Annotated in this window: 18 protein-coding genes; 9 read left to right on the forward strand and 9 right to left on the reverse strand. The window is 36.9% G+C overall.

The annotated features are described in order from the left end of the window. Positions 1-199: 199 nt before the first annotated feature. The 6 genes from ACIR131C_RS0112510 to ACIR131C_RS0112535 form a co-directional block, all read right to left on the reverse strand. Complete coding sequence (locus ACIR131C_RS0112510; RefSeq protein WP_028090471.1) at positions 200-1,426, reverse strand: molybdopterin molybdotransferase MoeA; 1,227 nt, start codon at positions 1,424-1,426, stop codon at positions 200-202. Between the two features lie 22 nt (positions 1,427-1,448). Then, positions 1,449-2,375 (reverse strand): phosphodiester glycosidase family protein, encoded by a 927-nt coding sequence (locus ACIR131C_RS0112515; RefSeq protein ID WP_028090472.1) that lies wholly within the window; start codon positions 2,373-2,375, stop codon positions 1,449-1,451. 116 nt (positions 2,376-2,491) lie between these two features. Beyond that, on the reverse strand, positions 2,492-4,783 hold the full coding sequence (gene glgB, locus ACIR131C_RS0112520) for a 1,4-alpha-glucan branching enzyme (protein ID WP_028090473.1): 2,292 nt from the start codon (positions 4,781-4,783) through the stop codon (positions 2,492-2,494). Between the two features lie 142 nt (positions 4,784-4,925). After that, complete coding sequence (locus ACIR131C_RS0112525) at positions 4,926-5,240, reverse strand: hypothetical protein (RefSeq protein ID WP_028090474.1); 315 nt, start codon at positions 5,238-5,240, stop codon at positions 4,926-4,928. Between the two features lie 26 nt (positions 5,241-5,266). Next, the gene (locus ACIR131C_RS0112530) at positions 5,267-5,935 is read right to left on the reverse strand and encodes a glutathione S-transferase family protein (RefSeq protein WP_028090475.1); all 669 of its coding nucleotides are present in this window, start codon (positions 5,933-5,935) and stop codon (positions 5,267-5,269) included. Between the two features lie 97 nt (positions 5,936-6,032). Further along, the gene (locus ACIR131C_RS0112535; protein ID WP_417033478.1) at positions 6,033-6,305 is read right to left on the reverse strand and encodes a hypothetical protein; all 273 of its coding nucleotides are present in this window, start codon (positions 6,303-6,305) and stop codon (positions 6,033-6,035) included. A gap of 235 nt (positions 6,306-6,540) precedes the next feature. On the opposite strand from ACIR131C_RS0112535, the gene ACIR131C_RS0112540 reads away from it, so the two are divergent. Both ACIR131C_RS0112540 and ACIR131C_RS0112545 read left to right on the forward strand, forming a co-directional pair. Continuing rightward, positions 6,541-7,191 (forward strand): hypothetical protein, encoded by a 651-nt coding sequence (locus ACIR131C_RS0112540; protein WP_028090477.1) that lies wholly within the window; start codon positions 6,541-6,543, stop codon positions 7,189-7,191. 112 nt (positions 7,192-7,303) lie between these two features. After that, complete coding sequence (locus ACIR131C_RS0112545; protein ID WP_028090478.1) at positions 7,304-9,151, forward strand: peptidoglycan D,D-transpeptidase FtsI family protein; 1,848 nt, start codon at positions 7,304-7,306, stop codon at positions 9,149-9,151. A gap of 29 nt (positions 9,152-9,180) precedes the next feature. Here ACIR131C_RS0112545 and ACIR131C_RS0112550 read toward each other — a convergent pair whose 3' ends face one another. Then, positions 9,181-10,293: a glutamate--cysteine ligase gene (locus ACIR131C_RS0112550; RefSeq protein WP_028090479.1), complete on the reverse strand. Its 1,113-nt coding sequence runs from the start codon at positions 10,291-10,293 to the stop codon at positions 9,181-9,183. A 186-nt stretch (positions 10,294-10,479) separates the two neighbouring features. Here ACIR131C_RS0112550 and ACIR131C_RS0112555 point away from each other — a divergent pair, with 186 nt between their 5' ends. The 5 genes from ACIR131C_RS0112555 (at position 10,480) to ACIR131C_RS0112575 (ending at position 15,787) form a co-directional block, all read left to right on the forward strand. After that, the gene (locus ACIR131C_RS0112555) at positions 10,480-11,154 is read left to right on the forward strand and encodes a Mo-dependent nitrogenase C-terminal domain-containing protein (protein ID WP_028090480.1); all 675 of its coding nucleotides are present in this window, start codon (positions 10,480-10,482) and stop codon (positions 11,152-11,154) included. A 169-nt stretch (positions 11,155-11,323) separates the two neighbouring features. Then, complete coding sequence (obgE, locus tag ACIR131C_RS0112560) at positions 11,324-12,352, forward strand: GTPase ObgE (protein ID WP_028090481.1); 1,029 nt, start codon at positions 11,324-11,326, stop codon at positions 12,350-12,352. 94 nt (positions 12,353-12,446) lie between these two features. Further along, positions 12,447-12,878 (forward strand): HEPN domain-containing protein, encoded by a 432-nt coding sequence (locus ACIR131C_RS0112565; RefSeq protein WP_035371964.1) that lies wholly within the window; start codon positions 12,447-12,449, stop codon positions 12,876-12,878. 6 nt (positions 12,879-12,884) lie between these two features. Then, a complete protein-coding gene (locus tag ACIR131C_RS0112570) occupies positions 12,885-14,273 on the forward strand; it encodes a tyrosine-protein kinase family protein (RefSeq protein ID WP_028090483.1) in 1,389 nt (462 codons plus the stop codon). Further along, positions 14,270-15,787 (forward strand): P-loop ATPase, Sll1717 family, encoded by a 1,518-nt coding sequence (locus ACIR131C_RS0112575; protein WP_028090484.1) that lies wholly within the window; start codon positions 14,270-14,272, stop codon positions 15,785-15,787. Before ACIR131C_RS0112570 ends, ACIR131C_RS0112575 begins: the two co-directional genes overlap by 4 nt. 64 nt (positions 15,788-15,851) lie before the next feature. Here ACIR131C_RS0112575 and ACIR131C_RS0112580 read toward each other — a convergent pair whose 3' ends face one another. Next, positions 15,852-16,982 (reverse strand): acyltransferase family protein, encoded by a 1,131-nt coding sequence (locus ACIR131C_RS0112580; protein ID WP_028090485.1) that lies wholly within the window; start codon positions 16,980-16,982, stop codon positions 15,852-15,854. Between the two features lie 124 nt (positions 16,983-17,106). On the opposite strand from ACIR131C_RS0112580, the gene ACIR131C_RS0112585 reads away from it, so the two are divergent. Beyond that, entirely contained in the window at positions 17,107-17,568 is a 462-nt protein-coding gene (locus tag ACIR131C_RS0112585; RefSeq protein ID WP_028090486.1) for a peroxiredoxin, read from the forward strand. A gap of 199 nt (positions 17,569-17,767) precedes the next feature. Here the strand turns inward: ACIR131C_RS0112585 and hpf are convergent, their stop codons facing one another. Beyond that, a complete protein-coding gene (gene hpf / locus ACIR131C_RS0112590; protein ID WP_028090487.1) occupies positions 17,768-18,412 on the reverse strand; it encodes a ribosome hibernation-promoting factor, HPF/YfiA family in 645 nt (214 codons plus the stop codon). Positions 18,413-19,051: 639 nt separating this feature from the next. On the opposite strand from hpf, the gene lipB reads away from it, so the two are divergent. Next, entirely contained in the window at positions 19,052-19,744 is a 693-nt protein-coding gene (gene lipB / locus ACIR131C_RS0112600; RefSeq protein WP_028090489.1) for a lipoyl(octanoyl) transferase LipB, read from the forward strand. Positions 19,745-20,183: the final 439 nt, after the last annotated feature.

Consider the following 20,183-nt stretch of genomic DNA (forward strand, 5'->3'; position numbering starts at 1 on the left):
TTGGGTAGAACGAAGTGAAACCCAACAAAATATAGCTAGACTTATGCAGGACTTACGCAAAATATCTCTCAAAACCTCATTTCTCTGTGAACTCTGTGCCTCTGTGGTTCGTTTTTCAGTGACCTGCGCGTAAGTCCTATTATGAAAGTAATCTATTTTTGCACGCAGAGGCGCAGAGTTGCAGAGAGTTAATTGTCTTTTATCCTATTTGCAAAACTAGGGTTTCTTCTCCTGGTAAAATTAGGGTTTTTCCGACTGGTAAAATAGCTAAAGCATTTGTTTGGGATAGGTTAATTAAGTTCCCTGAATTTAAATTACCACTGGTTTGCTGAAATTCATAAATACCATGATTTAATTTTAAATTACCCCAAATATAAGTTTCCATTTTTCCGTTAGATTTTAATTCGCAATGAGATTTCACTTTGATAAATTTACTTTCCCAACCTGTCTTAATTCCTGAAAGTTTTTTAATTGTCGGTTCTACAAATCTCCAAAATGTCACTAAAGCCGAAACGGGATTTCCTGGTAAACCAAAATAAAGAGAATTAGGAAATGTAGCAAATGTTAAAGGTTTTCCTGGACGCATTTGCACGGCACGAAAATGAATTTCTGCCCCCAAAGATGCTAATATATTATCAATATAATCATAATCACCTACGGACACTCCACCAGAAGAAATAACTATATCACTATTATTAATTGCATAATTTATAGTCTCTGTTAACGCGCTAGGATTATCCTTAATAATTCCTAATGTTAACACTTCTGCACCCAAATTGCGTACTAAAGCTGCTAAAGCATATTGATTAGAATCTACTATTTGTCCGGGTTTTAGAGTTTGTTCTGGTGTTACTAATTCGTCACCACTGGAAAAAATTGCCACTCGCGGACGACGGAAAACACTGATTTTTGGGAATTGTGCTGCGGCTAAAATCGCAATTTCTGCTGCATTGAGGGTAATTCCCGCTGGTAAAAGTTCTGTTCCTGCTTGATAAAAGTCTCCTTGTTTTCTGACAAATTCTTGGGGTTGAGGTTTAGCAAAGATAAAAACTTGATTCTTCTGTAAATTAGTTTTTTCCTGCATAACTATAGTATCTGCACCTTTTGGTATGATTGCACCAGTGAAAATCCTTGCTGCTTGTCCTGGTTTAATAGTAATCTGGGGTTGATATCCTGCGGGAATCTCTTCGACAACTTCTAAAATTGTCGGATTTTCAGAAGTGGAATTTTGTACATCTTCATAACGTACAGCAAAACCATCCATTGCGGAATTATCCCAATGAGGAAAATCTAAAGAACTAATTACAGAAGTTGCTAAAATTCGGTGAAATGCTGTCAATAAATCCACAATTTCAAGATCATGTTCTTGATTTAAGGGTTGAACATGATTGAAAATAATCGTTTCTGCATCTTTGACTGATAACATAGTAAATAAATCTGTTATTTGATTACTTTTGATAAATTAAAAATACCGAACCAATAGGACCTAAATTCTCGACATAGATTTTATTATTATAAAACAATCCTGGAGACATTCCCCCATCAAATAACATTCCTTCCTGAATTGTCCCTAAACAGTTATTTCTAGCAATTCCTGTTAAAACATTATCAAATTGATGGGGTAGTAATTCTTGATTGTTAGCAGAAACTTCAATAATTGAATTAGCTTTCACATCATTTACCAAGAAAATTACAAAACCTTTACTGGTAATAGCAACTAAAGAACGATTAGTAGCACCTTGACAAGCAAATTTTCCTAAAGCTTGACAAATATCTTTGAATTTTCCTTGATTATAAAATCTCCCATTCCCCCCCACTATATTGTAATTGAGAATATTTGTTCCTCTTCTTCCAGTTCCCATAGTGGCTTGACGCTGTTGAGGATTTCCTGATGATATTCCAAAGGAAGAACGTCTATTTTTAAATACTCCTGAATATTCAACACCGCGAGAAATATTTAAACCTTGAGGTTGATTTTTTGGATCTATATAGTCAGCATTAATGGCTGCAATTGGTGATTTACCATTTAATTTAGAATTACTATCAGTGATAATTTCTCGAAACTGTTTTGGTACATATTCTCTGCGAAATCTTCCCCTAGAATCCTTAGCATAAATCTGATGATCTAAACCGACATTGACTTTAAAATCTAACTTGGGAGATTGAGGATTAAAAATAATTACATGATTAATCCCTTTTTTATATCTTTCTCCATGATTATTAGTCTGAAAAAACTCGATACTAAATTGAGGATTTTTACCAGGACAGTTAACAGACTGTTTTGCTTTTGAATTAGCTATGACACCCTCTGACCCTGATATGAAAGCTGCTATTATTGTCGCAATAGATATTAAAAATAATTTATTTGTGTTCATTTGTAAATGGGGAGAAAGTATAAATGATGATTACAACTATTCTACTTTTAAATTAGATAAAGTATTAATATAACCGCTAAGAAACACATAGGGTGAGCAATGCCCACCCTAAACAACTAGCCTATCACTTGTGCTGACTTCTGTTTATCCAACTTGAGCATCAACACACCCAAGGGAGGTAAACACAAATCTAAGGAATAAGGACGATTATGCAAAGACCAATTATCAGTCCACTTACCACCTAAGTTACCCATATTACTACCGCCATACTGACGGGCATCACTATTGAACAACTCGGTATAAAAACCCTGTTCTGGAACACCTATGCGATAGTGGGAATGGGGTTGAGGAGTAAAGTTACAAACCACAATGATAAAATCACTGGAATTTTTGTCACGACGGATAAAAGAAACTACACTATGGCTGTTATCAGTACAGTCAATCCACTCGAACCCTGGTTGGTCAAAATCTTGACTGTATAAAGCAGGTTCAGAACGGTAAAAATAGTTAAGAGACTGGAAAAAATCTTTTAACTGTCGGTGTGGTTCATACTGTAATAAATGCCACTCCAAATCTGCCCAAACATTCCACTCACTCCATTGTGCAAATTCCATGCTCATAAACATGGTTTTCTTACCAGGGTGAGCAAACATATAAGTAAATAAACAACGGATATTAGCTAACTTTTGCCATTGATCACCCGGCATTTTACCGATCATATTACTCTTGCCATGGACGATTTCATCGTGGGACAGAGCTAACATGAAATTTTCGCTGTGGTTATACCACATACTAAAGGTAATATTGTTTTGATGGAACTGACGAAACCACGGGTCCATACTGAAGTAATCCAGCATATCGTGCATCCAGCCCATATTCCACTTTAAATTAAAACCCAATCCCCCTGTATAGGTAGGCCAAGATACCATTGGCCAAGATGTGGATTCTTCCGCAATGGACAGTACACCGGGATAATAACTAAACAGCAGGTGATTAACCTGACGTAAAAAATCCGCAGCTTCTAAATTTTCTCTACCACCGTATTCATTGGGCAACCATTCCCCTGCTTTCCGGCAATAATCAAGGTAGATCATGGAAGCAACAGCGTCAACACGAATGCCGTCAATGTGGTATTTATCAAACCAGAATAGGGCATTGGCAACCAAGAAATTACGGACTTCATGACGATTGTAGTTAAATACTAAAGTTCCCCATTCCTTATGTTCACCTTTGCGGGAATCAGCGTGTTCATACAAGTGACTACCATCAAAGAAGGCTAAACCGTGACCATCTTTAGGGAAGTGACCGGGAACCCAGTCTACAATTACACCAATGCCATTTTTATGACATTCATCCACAAAATACATAAAGTCTTCGGGAGTACCAAAGCGGGATGTAGGCGCAAAGTAACCAGTTACTTGATAACCCCAAGAACCATCAAAGGGGTGTTCTGCAATCGGTAGAAGTTCCAGGTGGGTATATCCTAATTCCTTGACGTAGGGAATGAGTTTAGCTGCTAATTCCCGATAAGTGAGAAACCGTGCGCCGGTTTTTAGTTCGGAAACCACAACTACAGTTTCATTTTCCCCATTGGGTAATTTGGCTGGTTCAGCACTAGCAGCGTGTAACCAAGACCCTAAATGGACTTCGTACACGGAAACAGGTTGACTGAGGGGGTCAGTATGTCGGCGCTTTTCTATCCAGTCTTCGTCATTCCAGGTGTAGGAATTTAAGTCTGTAACAATAGATGCTGTTTTCGGACGTGGTTCTTGCTGAAAACCGTAAGGATCAGATTTTTCGTAAATGTGTCCTTCAAAATTTTTGATTTCGTATTTGTAATGTTCTCCTACACCGATTTCGGGAATGAATAATTCCCAAATCCCTGTGTGTCCCTTCCGCATTTGGTGTTTGCGTCCATCCCACAGGTTAAAATCTCCTAATACAGAGACGTTGCGGGCATTTGGTGCCCAAACCGCAAAATAAACGCCTTTAATCCCATCTACTTCTGTAGTATGCGCTCCCAATTTCTCATAAATGCGGTGATGATTGCCTTCGCTAAATAAATGCAGATCAAATTCTGTTAAATGGGCAGAACGGAAGGCATAAGGATCATTGATAACCCGCTCATGTTCCCCTTCTTTAATCCGTAACTGATAATTTTTCAGTTCTGCGGTTTCAATGGTACACTCAAAAAAGTGGGGATCATGCACTGTGTCCATTGGGTATTCTTTCCGCTCTTCTGGAATTACCACCCACACAGCACTGGCATTTGGTAGGTAAGCTCGCACTGCCCAAACAGTTTTACCATTTTGCTTGATGAGATGAGAACCCAGAATTTCAAACGGATCATGATGTTGATTGTGAACAATGCGATTAACCTGTTCAGCGGCGACCGTGGTTATGGACATGAAGCTACCTATGTGATATACGATGATTAGCTAAATCTACTTTTTATCTCTTTATATTCTCGCATCTTTAGTCATTGGTCATTAGTCATTGATTATTGACTGTTGATCATAACTATTACTTATTATTTATCCCTTTTCTTCACTAAATATTTAAAAATGGGAAAATTTGTAATAATACCTTCCGTATTTGTAACAAAAAAAATTGATCGCGGATGGTAGCATTTAACCTTGGTGGCGGACTAATTTCCATTTGTGCTTGTAATTGGGTATATTCGGCCGGCGTAACTACTTTACCATCAATAGGCGATCGCGCTGCTAAAATAATCTCTGTCCGCAATATCTCCTCTGGTATATCTTCTTGTGGTGGTAATGCTATCACTGTTTGACCACCATGAGGCACTAAAACGACTAAAATACTAGTAGTCACACTGAGAATAAAAAGAAGTATGGGTTTCATCTATCAAACTTCCCCTGCTTTAATTTCTAAAGTCCCGGTGGTAATGGTTCACAGCATAATTGGTGGATATTGATAATGCGTGCAAAAATCTGTGGATATTGCTGACGATAATCAGGAATTAGTGCTAAAGGACTCAACAAAGCTGCGGCGGCGATATCAGCTATACTCAAACGGCCACCCACTAAATAATCGCTATTTTGCCAATACATAGATAATACTGACAAAGCATGGGCGAGTCTTTTCTGAGCTAATGCAACAGTAGTATCATTAATACCGTATTGTTGTCTAACTATTTTAATCACCATTTGGCTAAATAGTGATGGGTCAACTGATTTACCCTCACCAGCGCGAAATTGATAATATACAAACCTAGTAGCTGTACCTATGCTTTCATCTAACCAATCTTCTAACATCGCAGCTTGACTTTGCTTTGCTAAATCGGGTAAGAATAGAGGAGGGTCAGATTGATAACTTTCTAAAAATTTGCAAATTTCCGTAGAGTCAGCGATCGCTTGAGGTTGTCCTATAATTTGGGGTAATAGAACAGGTAGTGTCGTTAACCCAGTTAACGACTTTACCTTCAAGATATGTAGTCCAGGGGTGAGATCTTCAGTTTGATAACTAATTCCCTTATAACCCAAGGCTAACCGAGCTTTGCGACAATAATGGGATGTACTGAATTGCAGTAGCAACATACATGGACATTATTTTGATTACTGTAAAACCAACAAGAAGAACTGACACTGGGCAAGAATTAAATCCAGCCCAGGAGTTAAGACTCAAAATCCTATACTAAGGTTTTTTGGGAGTCGCAGTAGGAGATGTTGTTGCAGCAGGAGATGTTGTCGCTGCGGGGGATGTTGTCGCAGCAGGAGATGTTGTCGTTGTAGGGGTAGCACCAGTATCTGCTGGTTCACCACCTGTTGTTGCTGCTGGAGAGCTAGGAGTAGCGGTTGATCCACCACCACCACCTTCACAAGCTCCAAGCATAGTAGCCAGACTTAACATGAGAGCCAAACCAAAAACTTTTGTCTTCATAACTCCTCTTTCACCAATTGTGGGCATAAAATATTTCGCCTGTTGAATAAGATACCTTATTTATTGATTTTTTTTAACGGTCTTTTTATGACATATTTTGACTCATTCTCTTTTGTAATACTTTTGTAGGTTATATGTAATACGAATTAATCGTCATTTTTGCCTTCCTCAAGGTTAGAATAGCTCCAACTTGATCTAAAAATGTAACTTTAGGCAAGATATCATCATCACTGATAATACAGTATTTACCATCAGAAAAATTATGGTTCTTGAACGTAAATCAGCAGTTTTGGCAAAAAATACTTGGTTCTGGCGCAACTCTTCTTTGTTAAATAGAAGACGCTCTCGGAGTCTAGATAAAAAAAGACAAACTTCCTCCCAACTTGCGAGGGAAGGGACAATTCCCAAATCCTCCCGGACTAAGAATACTTGGATCAAATTTCCCATATTTGACAGAAATAATACAGTAATCCCCGAACGATATCAAAAATCCATTGCTCATACCCAAGAGCAATCAAGTATAAGTTTACATGACATTAGTGATACTGGAACAATACCTATATGGTTGGTACGTCTCTATAAAGTCAATCGCTATTCGTCAGTTTTAGCATTTGTACTGGTGGTAGCCACATTAATAGTTTATGGTTGGACAGTATATTCCCAAGAGCTTTGGAGTCAGTCTTACCGCAAATTAAAAAATCTACAACGCCATGAACGACAGTTAAATACTGCTAATGCAACACTGACGAGCAAGATGGCACAAGAGGCAGAAAAACCTGACACACAACTGGTATCACCAAGCTCTGAGAAGATAATTTTTTTACCACCTAAATTAAGTAATTATTCTCGGTCGTCATCATCAAGTTCCCAACCAGAAACACAACCAGAACGTCCATCTCCACTGGGATATTAAAATAATTAATATACAGCAAAATTCAGGAGTAAAACTGCCTTGGTGTCTGGCTTTATTGATATAAAATCTGCTGTAATTGTCTATTGTTAATTATCAAACATAATTTATGGCAATGCGGAAGCTATCAAGTCAAAAAAAATTCGGAAATTTACGTAGCCTAGTATTCAGACGGGAACGAAAGTTCTCTAAACAACCCCCACCAGGAAATATTGCTCCGAAAATACCAGAAAACAGCCCCAACACCAAATTACGACTGTTAGCTGTATGGGGTGTGTTAATGATTGCTATGGTGGGATTGGTATTCAAGTTATATCAGCTACAAATTGTTCAGGGAAAAAAATTGACTCAGAGGGCGCGAAATCAGCAAATGGTCAATTTACGGCTGTACATTCCTCGTCGTCCAGTGGTAGATAGAGGTAATAATGTCTTAGCTATTGACCGCCCCGTATATAATATATATGCCCATCCGAAATTATTTGATTATTCTCTGGAGAAAATTGCTGAAAAAATAAGTCTGATTATTGGTAAAAATAAGGACGAACTAGTTAAAATATTCCAAAGTAAAAGTAGTGGTATTTTATTAGCTTCTGGTGTATCAGAAGAAATTTCTGATAAGTTGATATCATTACGTTTAAATGGGTTTGAGTTTATTCAAAAATACTCCCGATTTTACCCCCAAGATGATTTGGCGGCGGATGTGGTAGGATATGTTAATCTTGATCGTCGTGGCCAAGCTGGTGTAGAATACAGTCAGGAGAAGTTGCTAGAACGCCCTGGACAAACGGTACGAATGAGTAAGACGGGTGATGGGTCATTAATGCCAGATTACGCGACTCAGGGGCTACTGCATTTTGATGATTTGAAACTGCAATTAACTATTGATAGCCGTCTACAACGGGCGGCACGTACGGCCTTAAAAGAACAGATGACTAAGTTTAAAGCCAAACGGGGTGCAGTAATTGTTATGGATGCACTTGATGGTTCTTTGCTGGCTTTGGTTTCTCAGCCCACTTATAATCCCAATAAGTATGCTAAGTCTGATATTTCCTTATTTAAAAACTGGACTATAGCTGATCTTTATGAACCAGGATCAACATTTAAACCTATAAATGTGGCGATCGCTCTGGAAAATGGTATCATTAAATTAAATGATGTATTTGCAGATCCGGGTTTTATCCAAGTTGGTACACATACTATCAAGAATGCCGAAAAAACTGGTTATCGTCAATTGACTATTCCTCAAATTTTACAAACTTCTAGTAATATTGGCATGGTCAGAATGATGCAACGATTAAAACCATCCATATACTACAATTGGTTAGAACGTTTAGGATTAGGACAAAAATTTAAAACAGATTTACCTTTTGAAGTCAGCGGTCAATTAAAAAGTCAAGAAGAATTTATCTCTTCAGCTATTGAACTAGCGACTACATCTTTTGGACAAGGTTTTTCTCTAACTCCATTGCAATTGGTACAACTGCATGGAGCATTAGCTAATGGCGGTAAATTAGTTACACCTCATGTAGTTCGAGGACTAATTGACAGTAAAGAACAGATACACTATTCAGTTACTCTCCCAGAACCAAGACAAGTTTTTTCGCCCACAATTACTCATGATGTTGTAGAAATGATGGAAACAGTAATTAATGAAGGTTCTGGTAAAGCAGCGAGAATTTCAGGATATCGTATTGGTGGAAAAACGGGAACAGCCCAAAAAGCTAGTCCTAATGGTGGATATATTAAAGGTGCGCGAATTACCAGTTTTGTGGCCATTTTACCAGTGGAATCTCCCCGTTATGTGGTTTTTGCAATTGTAGACGAACCCAAGGGAGAAAATGCCTATGGTTCTACTGTAGCAGCGCCCATTGCTAAAACTGTCATGGAAACATTAATTCCCATTGAAAAAATTCCCCCTAGCACCCTAGAGAAGAATCTAGAGAAGAATCTAGAGAAGAATTAAAAATGTGGTGTTGCTAATTACAGCAGTTTTTATTTTTGTGATAATTTGTGATAGGTTTCCTTGAGAGTTAATTCAATTGAACCTAAATTTTGAAATAACTTAATTAATTCATGGGATTTTGTTTTTTGCTCTGATAAAATGACTTTTAGTGGTGCTAAAAATTCAACATCAGAATCATCTTTAAGGGCAATTTCCGCAGTTTGTAAAAGTTTGCTAGAATTAAAGAAAATGTCTTCATTTTCAAAGCCATATTTTGCCGAAATTTGATGTAAGTTAGTATCAGGTATAATAGCTCTACCTGGTAAAGTTTCATCTAATACTAAACCTTTTAATAAAGCTAATAAACCTGCATAAATCGTCAAATCATCACAACTATCACAGGCTTTAAATTCTATCCGTCCTACTTCCGAAGGAATGCGGGCAATTTTTGTTAATGAGGGAACACTTTTGATTAAATCCTCTGACTTTTCCACAAAAACTAATGCTGCTGATCTTTTTCCCGTTCTGATAAATGTCCTCACTGATAAACCTGACCACAAACCACCATTATAAAAAGGAGAACTATAACTAAAAGGAATGATATAAGGACTGTAATACGTCAACTTTTTCCCAATATCAATTAGCTTGTCAGTAGATAAATTTTGCCAGGAAATATTCAAATCTGGTCCATAGGAAACCATGTAAATATGAGCAGTTTGTTCATCTGGATAAGCTTGTAATTGTCTAATTTCAAAATCATTTAATGGAGGTTCTGGTTGAAATACGCAAGTATAGGGGTTAAAACTGGCTAAAACTGGCGAAAAACCAAAATTAGCAGCCACTTCACGAAGTAAACTAAAACTGGCGGTTAATTCATCAATCGCGCCTTGAATAGTAGAATGAATAGTTGTTCTAATTTCGATCCCTTTGGCTAAACAGTCAATTACTTCTTCAGACTCGCTAAATCTTTCAAATCCTTCAATATACCAACGCTTTTTCTTAATTCCAGCATCACCAACTCTTAATTGTGGGTAGTCACCAGAATAAATAGGTAATCTATCAATAATTTGCTGAAAATCTGCGAATTTTGTATTATGGAAATCAGCGAATTTTCCTTGATGATTAAGAAAAGCCACTTCATGTTCAATACCAAAAGAAAACATACTTTACACCTGATTTATTATAAATATAACCAATTATACCCATAATTTATGCCGTTGCGAATAATATGAAAGCAGGACTAGAACTTTAAATCCCTGACTTCTTTGAGAGGTCAAGGATTTGAGTAATTCTTGACTATTTCAAGATAGCTGAATATTGACTAAGAAAAATTTGAGGCGTGAATTATGATGATCAGTGTTGCTGAAACTCCTGACAGTAGTGAACAAATTATTGCTTGGTTGCGGGGATTACTGACAATTGCTTGGGCAGATGGTAATTTTGATGCTCAAGAACAGGAATTAATTACTAATCTCACCAAAAATGAATTAGCCCCTGCGGTGGAATGGGATAGCCTAGAAATAATTGGAGTTGATGAATTAGCGGCTATATTGGGTAAAGGTACACCCATAGCGGAAAATTTTTTGCGGACGGCGGTAATGGTAGCGATCGCTGATGGTATATACTCTCCTAGTGAAGATGATCTACTTCAGCAATTATGTCAAAAATTAGAACTGCAAGAAAATTTACTCACAGCTTTACGTCATACCCTAGAGGATAGCACACAAACCCAAGATTCCCCACCGGCTGGACTTCAACCCCCACACCCTGATGTTTTAAATCCTTTGCGTCAATGGTTAGACGGGTTGGATATTCAAGATCCCAGAGTGGCGAGATTTTTGTGTAAAATGATTCCTTCCCAATGTCCCTTTGAAAGAGATGTAACTTTATTTGGCCGGAAAATAGTTCATATTCCTCCACTTTGTAAAATTAACCCCCTTTATGAACAAATGGTAGGTTTACGCTTTCGCGCTCTTTCATACTTAGCAGATGACTGTGGTGAGGATATTACACCTTATATTTAAAGTTGATAGCATTTCCCATCCTCATAGGTACAAAAATAGAGAAGTTCACCGCAGATAAAGGCAGATAATTTTGTACCTCAGTGGACTAGAAAATGGTATATTACCGAATTACCGAAAAATATATTGGTAATTTTTGAAAAAGAAAATGACAACTGACAACTGACTAATTATGCAATTTATAGACCAATCAGTAATTGAAGTAGAAGCAGGTAAAGGAGGTGATGGTATTGTCGCTTTCCGAAGAGAGAAATATGTACCCGCAGGGGGTCCTTCTGGGGGAAATGGAGGAAAAGGTGGTTCAGTAATTTTTGTGGCTGATACTAACCTCCAAACCTTACTAGATTTTCGATATAAACATCTGTTTAAGGCCGAGGACGGAGAACGCGGTGGTCCAAATAATTGCACTGGTGCAGGGGGGAAAGATTTAATTATCGAAGTTCCCTGTGGTACTGCTGTTTATGATGCGGTCACGAGTGTTTTACTATGCGATATTATTGAACCTGGACAAGTTTTTCGTGTTGCGGAAGGTGGAAAAGGTGGACTGGGAAATCAACATTTTTTGAGTAACCGTAACCGCGTTCCCGAATATGCACTTCCTGGTTTAGAAGGTGAAAAAAAGGTATTACGTTTAGAGTTGAAATTGTTAGCAGAAGTGGGAATTATTGGTTTACCAAATGCTGGTAAATCTACATTAATTTCTTCTTTATCGGCTGCGCGTCCCAAAATAGCTGATTATCCATTTACTACCTTAATTCCTAATTTGGGTGTGGTCAAAAAACCCACAGGTGATGGTACAGTTTTCGCCGATATTCCTGGTTTAATTGCTGGTGCTTCCCATGGTGCGGGTTTAGGTCATGATTTCCTACGTCACATTGAACGGACAAGGGTTTTATTACACTTAATTGACGCGACAAGTGAAGATGTCATTGCTGATTATCATACCATTCAAGAAGAACTTAAAGCCTATGGTAGAGGTTTAGCTAAACGTCCGCAAATTTTAGCTTTGAATAAAATAGATGCTGTTGATAGGGAAACGGTTGATTTAGAGGCGTTAGCTATGCAATTAAATCATCTAGCTTTAGCGCCGGTTTTCATAATTTCCGCTGTAACTCGCACTGGTTTAGATCCCATGATGCAGGAAATTTGGCGGATTTTAGATGAAATTAATGCCTTGGAAGCCCAGGAGGTTGGGGTTTAATTGGTGGGTTGATTTTGTTGATTAAAAGTCCGCCTGTGCGGACTCATATTTGGGATTCGTATATTTTTTTGAAAGCAATTATTAAGGAGTAATTTTGTTATCAGAGTCTTTTCCACAAGCAGCAGCAAGACATTTACATGATGCAAAAATCTTGTTAGATCAGCAACGATGGGATAATGCTGTATATCTTGCGGGTTATGTCGTTGAATGCTCATTTAAGGTATTAGTAGAAGTATATATTCCTGAAGGTAAAACAGCAGTTAAAAAGTATGGTCATGATTTAGCAGAAATTCAAGGAAAAGCAATGGATAGGTTACGCTTGATTTATCCTGTACTTATGCAACTTCCAGCTTCTCGAACAATGGGAACTGTATTAGATCAATATCATCCAGAAAGACGCTATTATAAATCAGGAATTTGGAATAATGATCAAGCGGAGAAAGCAGTTAACAGAGCAGAAGAAATTTATCAGGAAATTATACCTAAACTGGTTTTAGATGGTAGACTTAGCAGTAAGGAACTTTAAAGAATTATGATTAGTTTTGGTGATACTTTTGCAAAAGTAGAAGAATGCTTTAAAGAACCAGAAGTATTAAATTTAATACCTAATCTGGAATCTGTAACCATCATTCGTGATATTTATGGTAAAATTCGGCTTTTTCTTGAACCAAAAACAGATTTTCCACCTCGACAAACAGATATAGATAAATTAGATCAATATCTAGATCAAAAACTTGGTTCTTACTATGGTAAAGATATTTGGTTGCCACAAGGTGATAAAGATGGTTATAAAGCTTTAATTGCAGAAATTACAAATCCAAATAATAGAGTTGAAGCTGAATGGAATGATGAGGCTATATCTCTTCGTTTATATGTACTAGAACGTCATATTGCTAAACAGACATGGACTAATCAAAATTCAGGTAATCCTCCTTGGAAAATACAATTTGTTGATCAGGGACATAAACCAGCAGTTGTTACTTTTTTCTCATTTAAAGGAGGTGTGGGTAGAACTACAGCATTAGTCGCCACTGCACTCACTTTAGCTCGTAATGGACACCGAGTAGCTATAGTAGATTTAGATTTAGAAGCTCCCGGTTTATCTACGATATTTTTTAAAGATAAAGTAGAAAATTTCGGTGTTATTGATTATTTATTAGAGAAAAAAATTCAAAACAGCAATTGGTCTTTAAGAAATGATATTTTACGAATTAATCATCCACGATTACTCGGAAATGGAGAACAAATATATTTATTTACTGCGGGAAATGTAGATAATAATTACTTAGAAAAATTAGCAAGGATAGATTTTCCAAATTTAGTAGATCATCAACTTCCTGAAACTTTTAAAGGAATGCTTAAAGAATTAGAAAGTGCTGTTAAACCTCTTGATTTCATTCTCTTAGATTCTAGAGCAGGATTTCATGATATTGGGGGATTAGCATTAACTGATTTATCTCACGCCGCAGTTATATTTGGTAGACAATCTCGGCAAAGTTGGGCTGGTTTAACTTATGTTATTCGTCGTTTATCTCGACCATTATTTGAAGAAAGGGAAAAATTCCCTGTAATATTAGTTCATGCTATGGCTCTTGCTAGTTTAGAAAGGCGAAGAAATGAGGAATTAAGAGAATTTAAAGAACAGGCATATACAGCGTTTCAAGAAAACTACTATTATGAAGGTGAAGATGTACCCAACCCTGATGATATTAATGAACCTTTTTCACCTATAATACTGCCTTTGAAAGATGAATTACAAGGGGATATTAGTTTATTTATGCGTGATGAAAGTCAAGAAGAATCTGATCGGTTGACACAACTTGTATCTTTGATGACTAATGAAGATTATCAAGAAATTGCTAAAAGGCTTTGTATAAGATTTAGCAAGATATTTAACAAAACAGAAGAGGAAATAATATGAGTAATTTTGATAAACAAAAATTGTTAGAATTAATGGCTGGTATAGCACCACGAAACGCAACAGCAGAAAATGAAAGTAATAATGATACTGTTTTTCTCAAAAACTTTCTGCCTATTCCTAACTATCGCCAAGTTTTAGAGAAAGATACACTTTTAATATTAGGAGGAAAGGGTGTAGGTAAAACAGAATTATTTCGTTTATTAGCCATTCCTTCAGGACGAAAAATACTCGTAGAAAATTTAAAAATTAGAGCGTTAGATGATTTAGACAAAACAACATGGATTGCTGGTTTTGGACGTACTCAACAGCAGGAGAAAACCTTTCCTACACCAGAAAGTATAGAATCAAAAATGCACAATGCTAGTAATTTGGATTGGCGTATATTTTGGATTGGTTTAATGTTAGGAAGAATTTTAAGCCAAGAACAAGTAATATTAAAAAGTGATTGGGTTGATGAAATACCTTTAGAAATTCGTGAGTTATTAATCAATAAATTACCTCTATTATCTGCTTGGTTTCCTCTGGTGTGTGACAACATAGACAAAATTAATTCTGCTTTAGATTTGTTAGATCAAAAATTAATTGAATCAGATCAATGGTTATTTATCACCTATGATGAATTAGATAAATTAGGCTCTTCATATCATCAATTAGCTACTCCTATACGTGAACTTTTAGCTTTTTGGTTAGATAGATGGCGGCGTTGGGAAAGAATTAGACCTAAGATTTTTTTGCGTACTGACCTTTTTAGAGAAGATTTTTTAAGTTTTCCTGATGCTTCTAAGTTAAAAGCTTATCAAATTAATTTGGAATGGAAAGATTCATGGTTATATCAACTACTATTTAAAAGGTTGGCAAATTCTGGTCAAGAAATGGCTGAATATTTGCATCGTATATCACCAACATCACCAAATTTTCTCAAAGAAACTAACACACCTTTAGGAATAATTATCACTGCTAATGAAGTTTCTCATGAATTTACGATTGGCAGAATAATTAATAGGTTTATGGGTGATAATCCTAGAAAGGGATATACACATCTTTGGATTCCTAATAATCTTAAAGATGCGGGAGGTCGAATTTATCCCCGCGCATTTTTACAGCTATTTTCATTACCAGCACAGAGAAGAATAGATGAATCTGATCTGCAAAATTTAACTGGAGATACTCTCTTAACTCCTGCTGATTTACAAAGCGCACTTGTGGATATTTCTAAATATAGAATTGGAGAGTTAGTAGATGAATATCCTTGGTTAGAACCTCTGAAAAATAGCTTAAATGGTTTGAAAGTTCCTGTTGCAGAAGAAATTTTCCTCGATAAACTTAAAAATACAACATGGAGTGAAGAATCTGGAAAACAACCACCCACTTTAAACCCGGAGGAAATTATGCAATATTTGCTACAACTGGGAATTATTGACAGACGTTCTGATAAGCGTGTTAATATGCCTACGATTTATATGTATGGTTTTGGGGTAAAACGTCCTGGTGGTGTAAAACGTCCAAAACGATAGATAGGTTTTTCAAATTCTCACAAAATATTGGACAGGCAAGATGCCTGTCCCACAAGAGTTTTATTTACACTTTAATAAACCAGCGTTTCTGATACATCAAAACAGCAATACTATACCAAAATAACGCGGTAACAAGTGCAAATAAAAATGAACCGTTGAAATTTCCCGCCCAAGATGCAAAAATATTTTGATAAATCCAATTATAGATACTAATGGCATTTTCACCTGTACCAATTTGGGTTTTCACTGTGATTTTAATTAAAATTACTGAAGCCACAAAAAGAGCGATCGCATTTAGTCCCATAATTTCAAAAGGTTTACTCCAGCGTTTTATTAACCTCACTTCTATCATTTCATAACAAGCCGCTAATAACATTAATGCCCAACCAGTGGTATATAAAACATAGGAACTTGTCCAAATTTTCTTATTAATAGGAAATACCACATCCCAAATAATTGCAATTACTAAACAACACAAACCAAATAATACTAAATCCATGCTAGTTTGTGAAGTAGCCTGTTTTTTATCTTTGATCCATTGTCCAGTAAAATACCCGGCTAAAACGCTAACTATGGCTGGAATAGTGCTAAAAATTCCTTCAGGATCTCCCATAAAATTAAACCCATCACCTTTATATAAATGTGCTTTGGGAATAATTAATCTATCAATAAATGCGCCAAAATTACCTTCTCTGGTTAGCATTCCTGCACCATAATTAGGAACAGGAATATACATCATTATCAACCAATAAGCAATTAGTAATCCTCCTGCTACTAACCATTGACTTTTGTGAGGTAATTTTAAAACTATCAAAGATGCAAATAGGTAAGTTAAAGCAATTCGTTGCAATACTCCCATAAAGCGGATACTACTTAAATCAAATGTCCAAATACCTTGATTCCAAAAACCATTTAATAGTAAACCTAAAATAAATAAAATAGCAGCGCGACGGAGAATGTGTAAATAAACTGCTTTGTTAGGTTTGTTCTCTGCTGTATATTTTGACAGAGAAAAGGTCATTGCTACACCAACGATAAATAAAAAGAAAGGAAATATTAAATCAGTGGGTGTACAACCGTGCCATTGGGCATGACTCAGGGAAGGATAAACATGACCTGCGACTCCTGCCATATTAGCAAGAATCATTGCTGCAATGGTAATACCACGAAAGACATCAAGTGAACTCAGACGCATAGACAGAATATCTGATTTGAGAATTTAACTTTACTCCTCCTGATGCACTTGATCAAGGGGAGTGGATAATCTAATTTACAGGGTAAACTTTTATTAAGTAATGTTTGAATTTTAAATTTTTTATATGGCTATCAAAGTTGGAGATACCGCCCCGAATTTTAACCTACCTGCCCAAAATGGCAAAAATGTCAGTTTGGCAGATTTTCGTGGTCAAAAATCTGTTGTCCTCTATTTTTATCCCAAGGATGATACACCAGGATGTACTATAGAATCATGTGCTTTTCGAGATCAATATGAGGTGTTTCAAGCCGCTGGTGCTGAAGTTATTGGTGTGAGTGGTGACTCTAGCAATTCGCATCAAAACTTTGCCAATAAATACAATTTACCTTTTACACTTCTAAGTGATCAAGGTGACAAAGTAAGAAAACAATATGGTGCAACCACGGCTTTCGGTCTCATTCCTGGTCGAGTCACTTATGTGATTGACAAAAATGGCATCGTTCAATATGTATTTGATTCCATGTTGAATTTTAAAGGTCACGTTGAAGAAGCATTAAAAACTCTACAACAGTTAGCAGTTAAGTAATAAGCTGTTACGCATCCAAATTTGATCATCCTCATCTAGCTAGATGTTGTGGTGCGGGCATCTTGCCCGCTAGAATTATACAAATTAAATGCAGCACAGCTTATACCCGACAATAACTACCTCTGAGGAGACGATTAAGATAAGACACTGTAGAGACGTTTCACGAAACATCTCTAGCCATGAATAACCTCATCAGACTCTATTTAGAGTGCGACTTTTCTGTGACACCAATATTGGCGTTAGCTGATTTGCCATTTCTGCCGTTAGAATGACCGTTATTGCGAGGTTGAATTACCCCATAACCGCCGTGGTTACGTTCATAAATAACATTAATCTCGCCTGTTTCTGCATTATGGAACATATAAAAGTCATGTCCCACCATTTGCAATTGTTCTTGGGCTTCTGCCACTGTCATCGGAGGCATGGAGAAGTATTTGGTGCGAACTACCTCTTGGGGTAATTCCGCGCTGCGGTCGCCTATTAAATCCGCTGCAACGGTTTCTGGCGCTACTGCTTCGTTAGTTGATATAGGTTGGGTTTTATGATCCTGTCTTTTTTCTTTATATTTCCGCAATTGCCGGGCAATTTTGTCTGCAACTAGGTCAATACTTGCATATAAGCTTTCGCTGCTTTCTTCCGCCCGGATAATACTACCATTAGCATAAATAGTTACTTCCGCCGCTTGTTTTGTACTAATGCGGGGATTGCGAGCCACGCTTAAATGGACATCCACTTCATTGGTGATGTTCTGAAAGTGATTAACCGCCTTTTCAATTTTTTGATGCACATATTCTCGGATGGCATCGGTGATTTCAATGTTTTTACCGTGGATGACAAGTTTCATGTAAACTCTCCCGCTCAATATTATATGTGATGTTTTTGGGTAGGAATAGAGATTGCGTTAAGGTCTATCACTGCTACCGATACAAGTAACCTTTTCTTAAAACACTGCTCTTTGGTGTTTCCCAGGTTTGTCGCATTTTCAAGTTCGCGCTATTCATCGTCTTAATTTTAGTTTTTATCCTCTACGACGACTCCCAACTGGTTGTTAAGCAATGGGCTGTTCAACCACAACTATGGAATTAGGCAATTTAAAATATGGTTTTTTAACCGCCCCCTTCTGTGCAACTGTAAAACACAGGAGTACGTACTTCCGTCCTCGTCTCTTGGTCTTGTTCCCCATTGTAGAGAAAATGTGACCAATTTGGGAGGTTCGATCCTGATTGATGCAAATTAATTCTGGGAACATCATCAGTCAGCGTTATTGGTTTCTCTTGTCTAGGCTTGATACTTCTGGCAAATTCCTCCCAACACCATTGAGGTTATATATTCAAACTAGCACTTTATTGGTTGTAAAGTATTTTTCCTTGACGTTACTTTAAAATCCTTTGCATACCTTGACATTTGTTCTGGATATTTTTGTCAAGTGAGTGCTATAGATGTCCAGTGAGGCAGTTAATCTTTTTATTTCTCCTGTTCCCTGATGATTGATAATACTCAATTTCCACCGTACCGTTGTTTACTATATAATCCTGGTTTATTACCATACATAACGGCTCATCAGTGGCAGCGATCGCTAGTTACTGAGCGCATTCACAACCCAGAATTAGATGATGTACTGATTTTGCTGGAACATCCCCCTGTTTATACTTTGGGGACAGGAGCAAATCTAGAATTTCTTAAATTTAATCTTGACAAGTGTAACTATGATGTGCATCGCATTGAAAGAGGTGGTGAGGTTACCTATCATTGTCCGGGACAATTGGTCGCTTATCCAATTTTAAATCTACGCCGTTATCGTCAAGATTTGCATTGGTACTTACGACAATTAGAGGAGGTATTAATTCGCGTTTTATTACATTATGATCTGCCTGGGGAACGTATTGCTGGTTTTACTGGTGTTTGGTTGGAAGGATACAAAGTTGCTGCTATAGGTATTAAAGTTAGTAAATGGATTACTATGCACGGGTTTTCCTTGAACGTTTGTCCAGACATGACAGGATTTCAGCACATTGTCCCCTGTGGAATTATTGATAAACCAGTCCGTAGTTTGGCTGCATGGCTTCCCGATATTACTTGTCACGAAGTGTCTGCTGTAGTCAGTCAGTGTTTTAGCGAGGTATTTAATGTCAAATTAGTTGCAGCTAAATCAGAAAAATTAGGGGATGGGGAATAGATCAAGGTGTTTGATATCATGTCCGTTTGAACACTGATTATCTGTTGACGCTGGTAATGGGTAATTGGTGATTGGGTGGACATAATATAAGGTGTGAATTATAGTCTAGAGGACAAAAATGGTAAAATTTGATTTTGGTCGTTTATGTGTGCTGATTAGTTTAATTTGTGGTTTATTAGTTGGTTGTAGTGGAAATGACGACAGAAATCAAATTATGCGAATAGCTACTAGACATCTCCGAAAAAAAACTAAATTATGGTATAACAGGATAAAATCGTGCATCTACCCTGAGATTATGAGCAACATAGTTGAGTACATTCATAACAATCCTGAAGAATCACAACGGTTATTAGGACTGCATTATGAACAGCTAAAACAACTTATAGAGAAAGCAATAGAGCTACATAATAATAAAAAAGAATTGGCAGAATCTAAAAAA

Source organism: Dolichospermum circinale AWQC131C (assembly GCF_000426905.1).
Classification (GTDB): Bacteria; Cyanobacteriota; Cyanobacteriia; order Cyanobacteriales; family Nostocaceae; genus Dolichospermum; species Dolichospermum circinale.

Bases quoted from the DNA above. Each gene is read 5' to 3' on its own strand.
- ACIR131C_RS0112525 (WP_028090474.1), bottom strand. From the start codon at position 5,240: ATGAAACCCATACTTCTTTTTATTCTCAGTGTGACTACTAGTATTTTA.
- glgB (WP_028090473.1), bottom strand. From the start codon at position 4,783: ATGTCCATAACCACGGTCGCCGCTGAACAGGTTAATCGCATTGTTCAC.
- ACIR131C_RS0112535 (WP_417033478.1), bottom strand. From the start codon at position 6,305: ATGCCCACAATTGGTGAAAGAGGAGTTATGAAGACAAAAGTTTTTGGT.
- ACIR131C_RS0112545 (WP_028090478.1), top strand. From the start codon at position 7,304: ATGCGGAAGCTATCAAGTCAAAAAAAATTCGGAAATTTACGTAGCCTA.
- ACIR131C_RS0112510 (WP_028090471.1), bottom strand. From the start codon at position 1,426: ATGTTATCAGTCAAAGATGCAGAAACGATTATTTTCAATCATGTTCAA.
- ACIR131C_RS0112530 (WP_028090475.1), bottom strand. From the start codon at position 5,935: ATGTTGCTACTGCAATTCAGTACATCCCATTATTGTCGCAAAGCTCGG.
- ACIR131C_RS0112570 (WP_028090483.1), top strand. From the start codon at position 12,885: ATGATTAGTTTTGGTGATACTTTTGCAAAAGTAGAAGAATGCTTTAAA.
- ACIR131C_RS0112555 (WP_028090480.1), top strand. From the start codon at position 10,480: ATGATCAGTGTTGCTGAAACTCCTGACAGTAGTGAACAAATTATTGCT.
- ACIR131C_RS0112515 (WP_028090472.1), bottom strand. From the start codon at position 2,375: ATGAACACAAATAAATTATTTTTAATATCTATTGCGACAATAATAGCA.
- ACIR131C_RS0112580 (WP_028090485.1), bottom strand. From the start codon at position 16,982: ATGCGTCTGAGTTCACTTGATGTCTTTCGTGGTATTACCATTGCAGCA.
- ACIR131C_RS0112550 (WP_028090479.1), bottom strand. From the start codon at position 10,293: ATGTTTTCTTTTGGTATTGAACATGAAGTGGCTTTTCTTAATCATCAA.
- ACIR131C_RS0112575 (WP_028090484.1), top strand. From the start codon at position 14,270: ATGAGTAATTTTGATAAACAAAAATTGTTAGAATTAATGGCTGGTATA.
- obgE (WP_028090481.1), top strand. From the start codon at position 11,324: ATGCAATTTATAGACCAATCAGTAATTGAAGTAGAAGCAGGTAAAGGA.
- lipB (WP_028090489.1), top strand. From the start codon at position 19,052: ATGATTGATAATACTCAATTTCCACCGTACCGTTGTTTACTATATAAT.
- hpf (WP_028090487.1), bottom strand. From the start codon at position 18,412: ATGAAACTTGTCATCCACGGTAAAAACATTGAAATCACCGATGCCATC.
- ACIR131C_RS0112585 (WP_028090486.1), top strand. From the start codon at position 17,107: ATGGCTATCAAAGTTGGAGATACCGCCCCGAATTTTAACCTACCTGCC.
- ACIR131C_RS0112540 (WP_028090477.1), top strand. From the start codon at position 6,541: ATGGTTCTTGAACGTAAATCAGCAGTTTTGGCAAAAAATACTTGGTTC.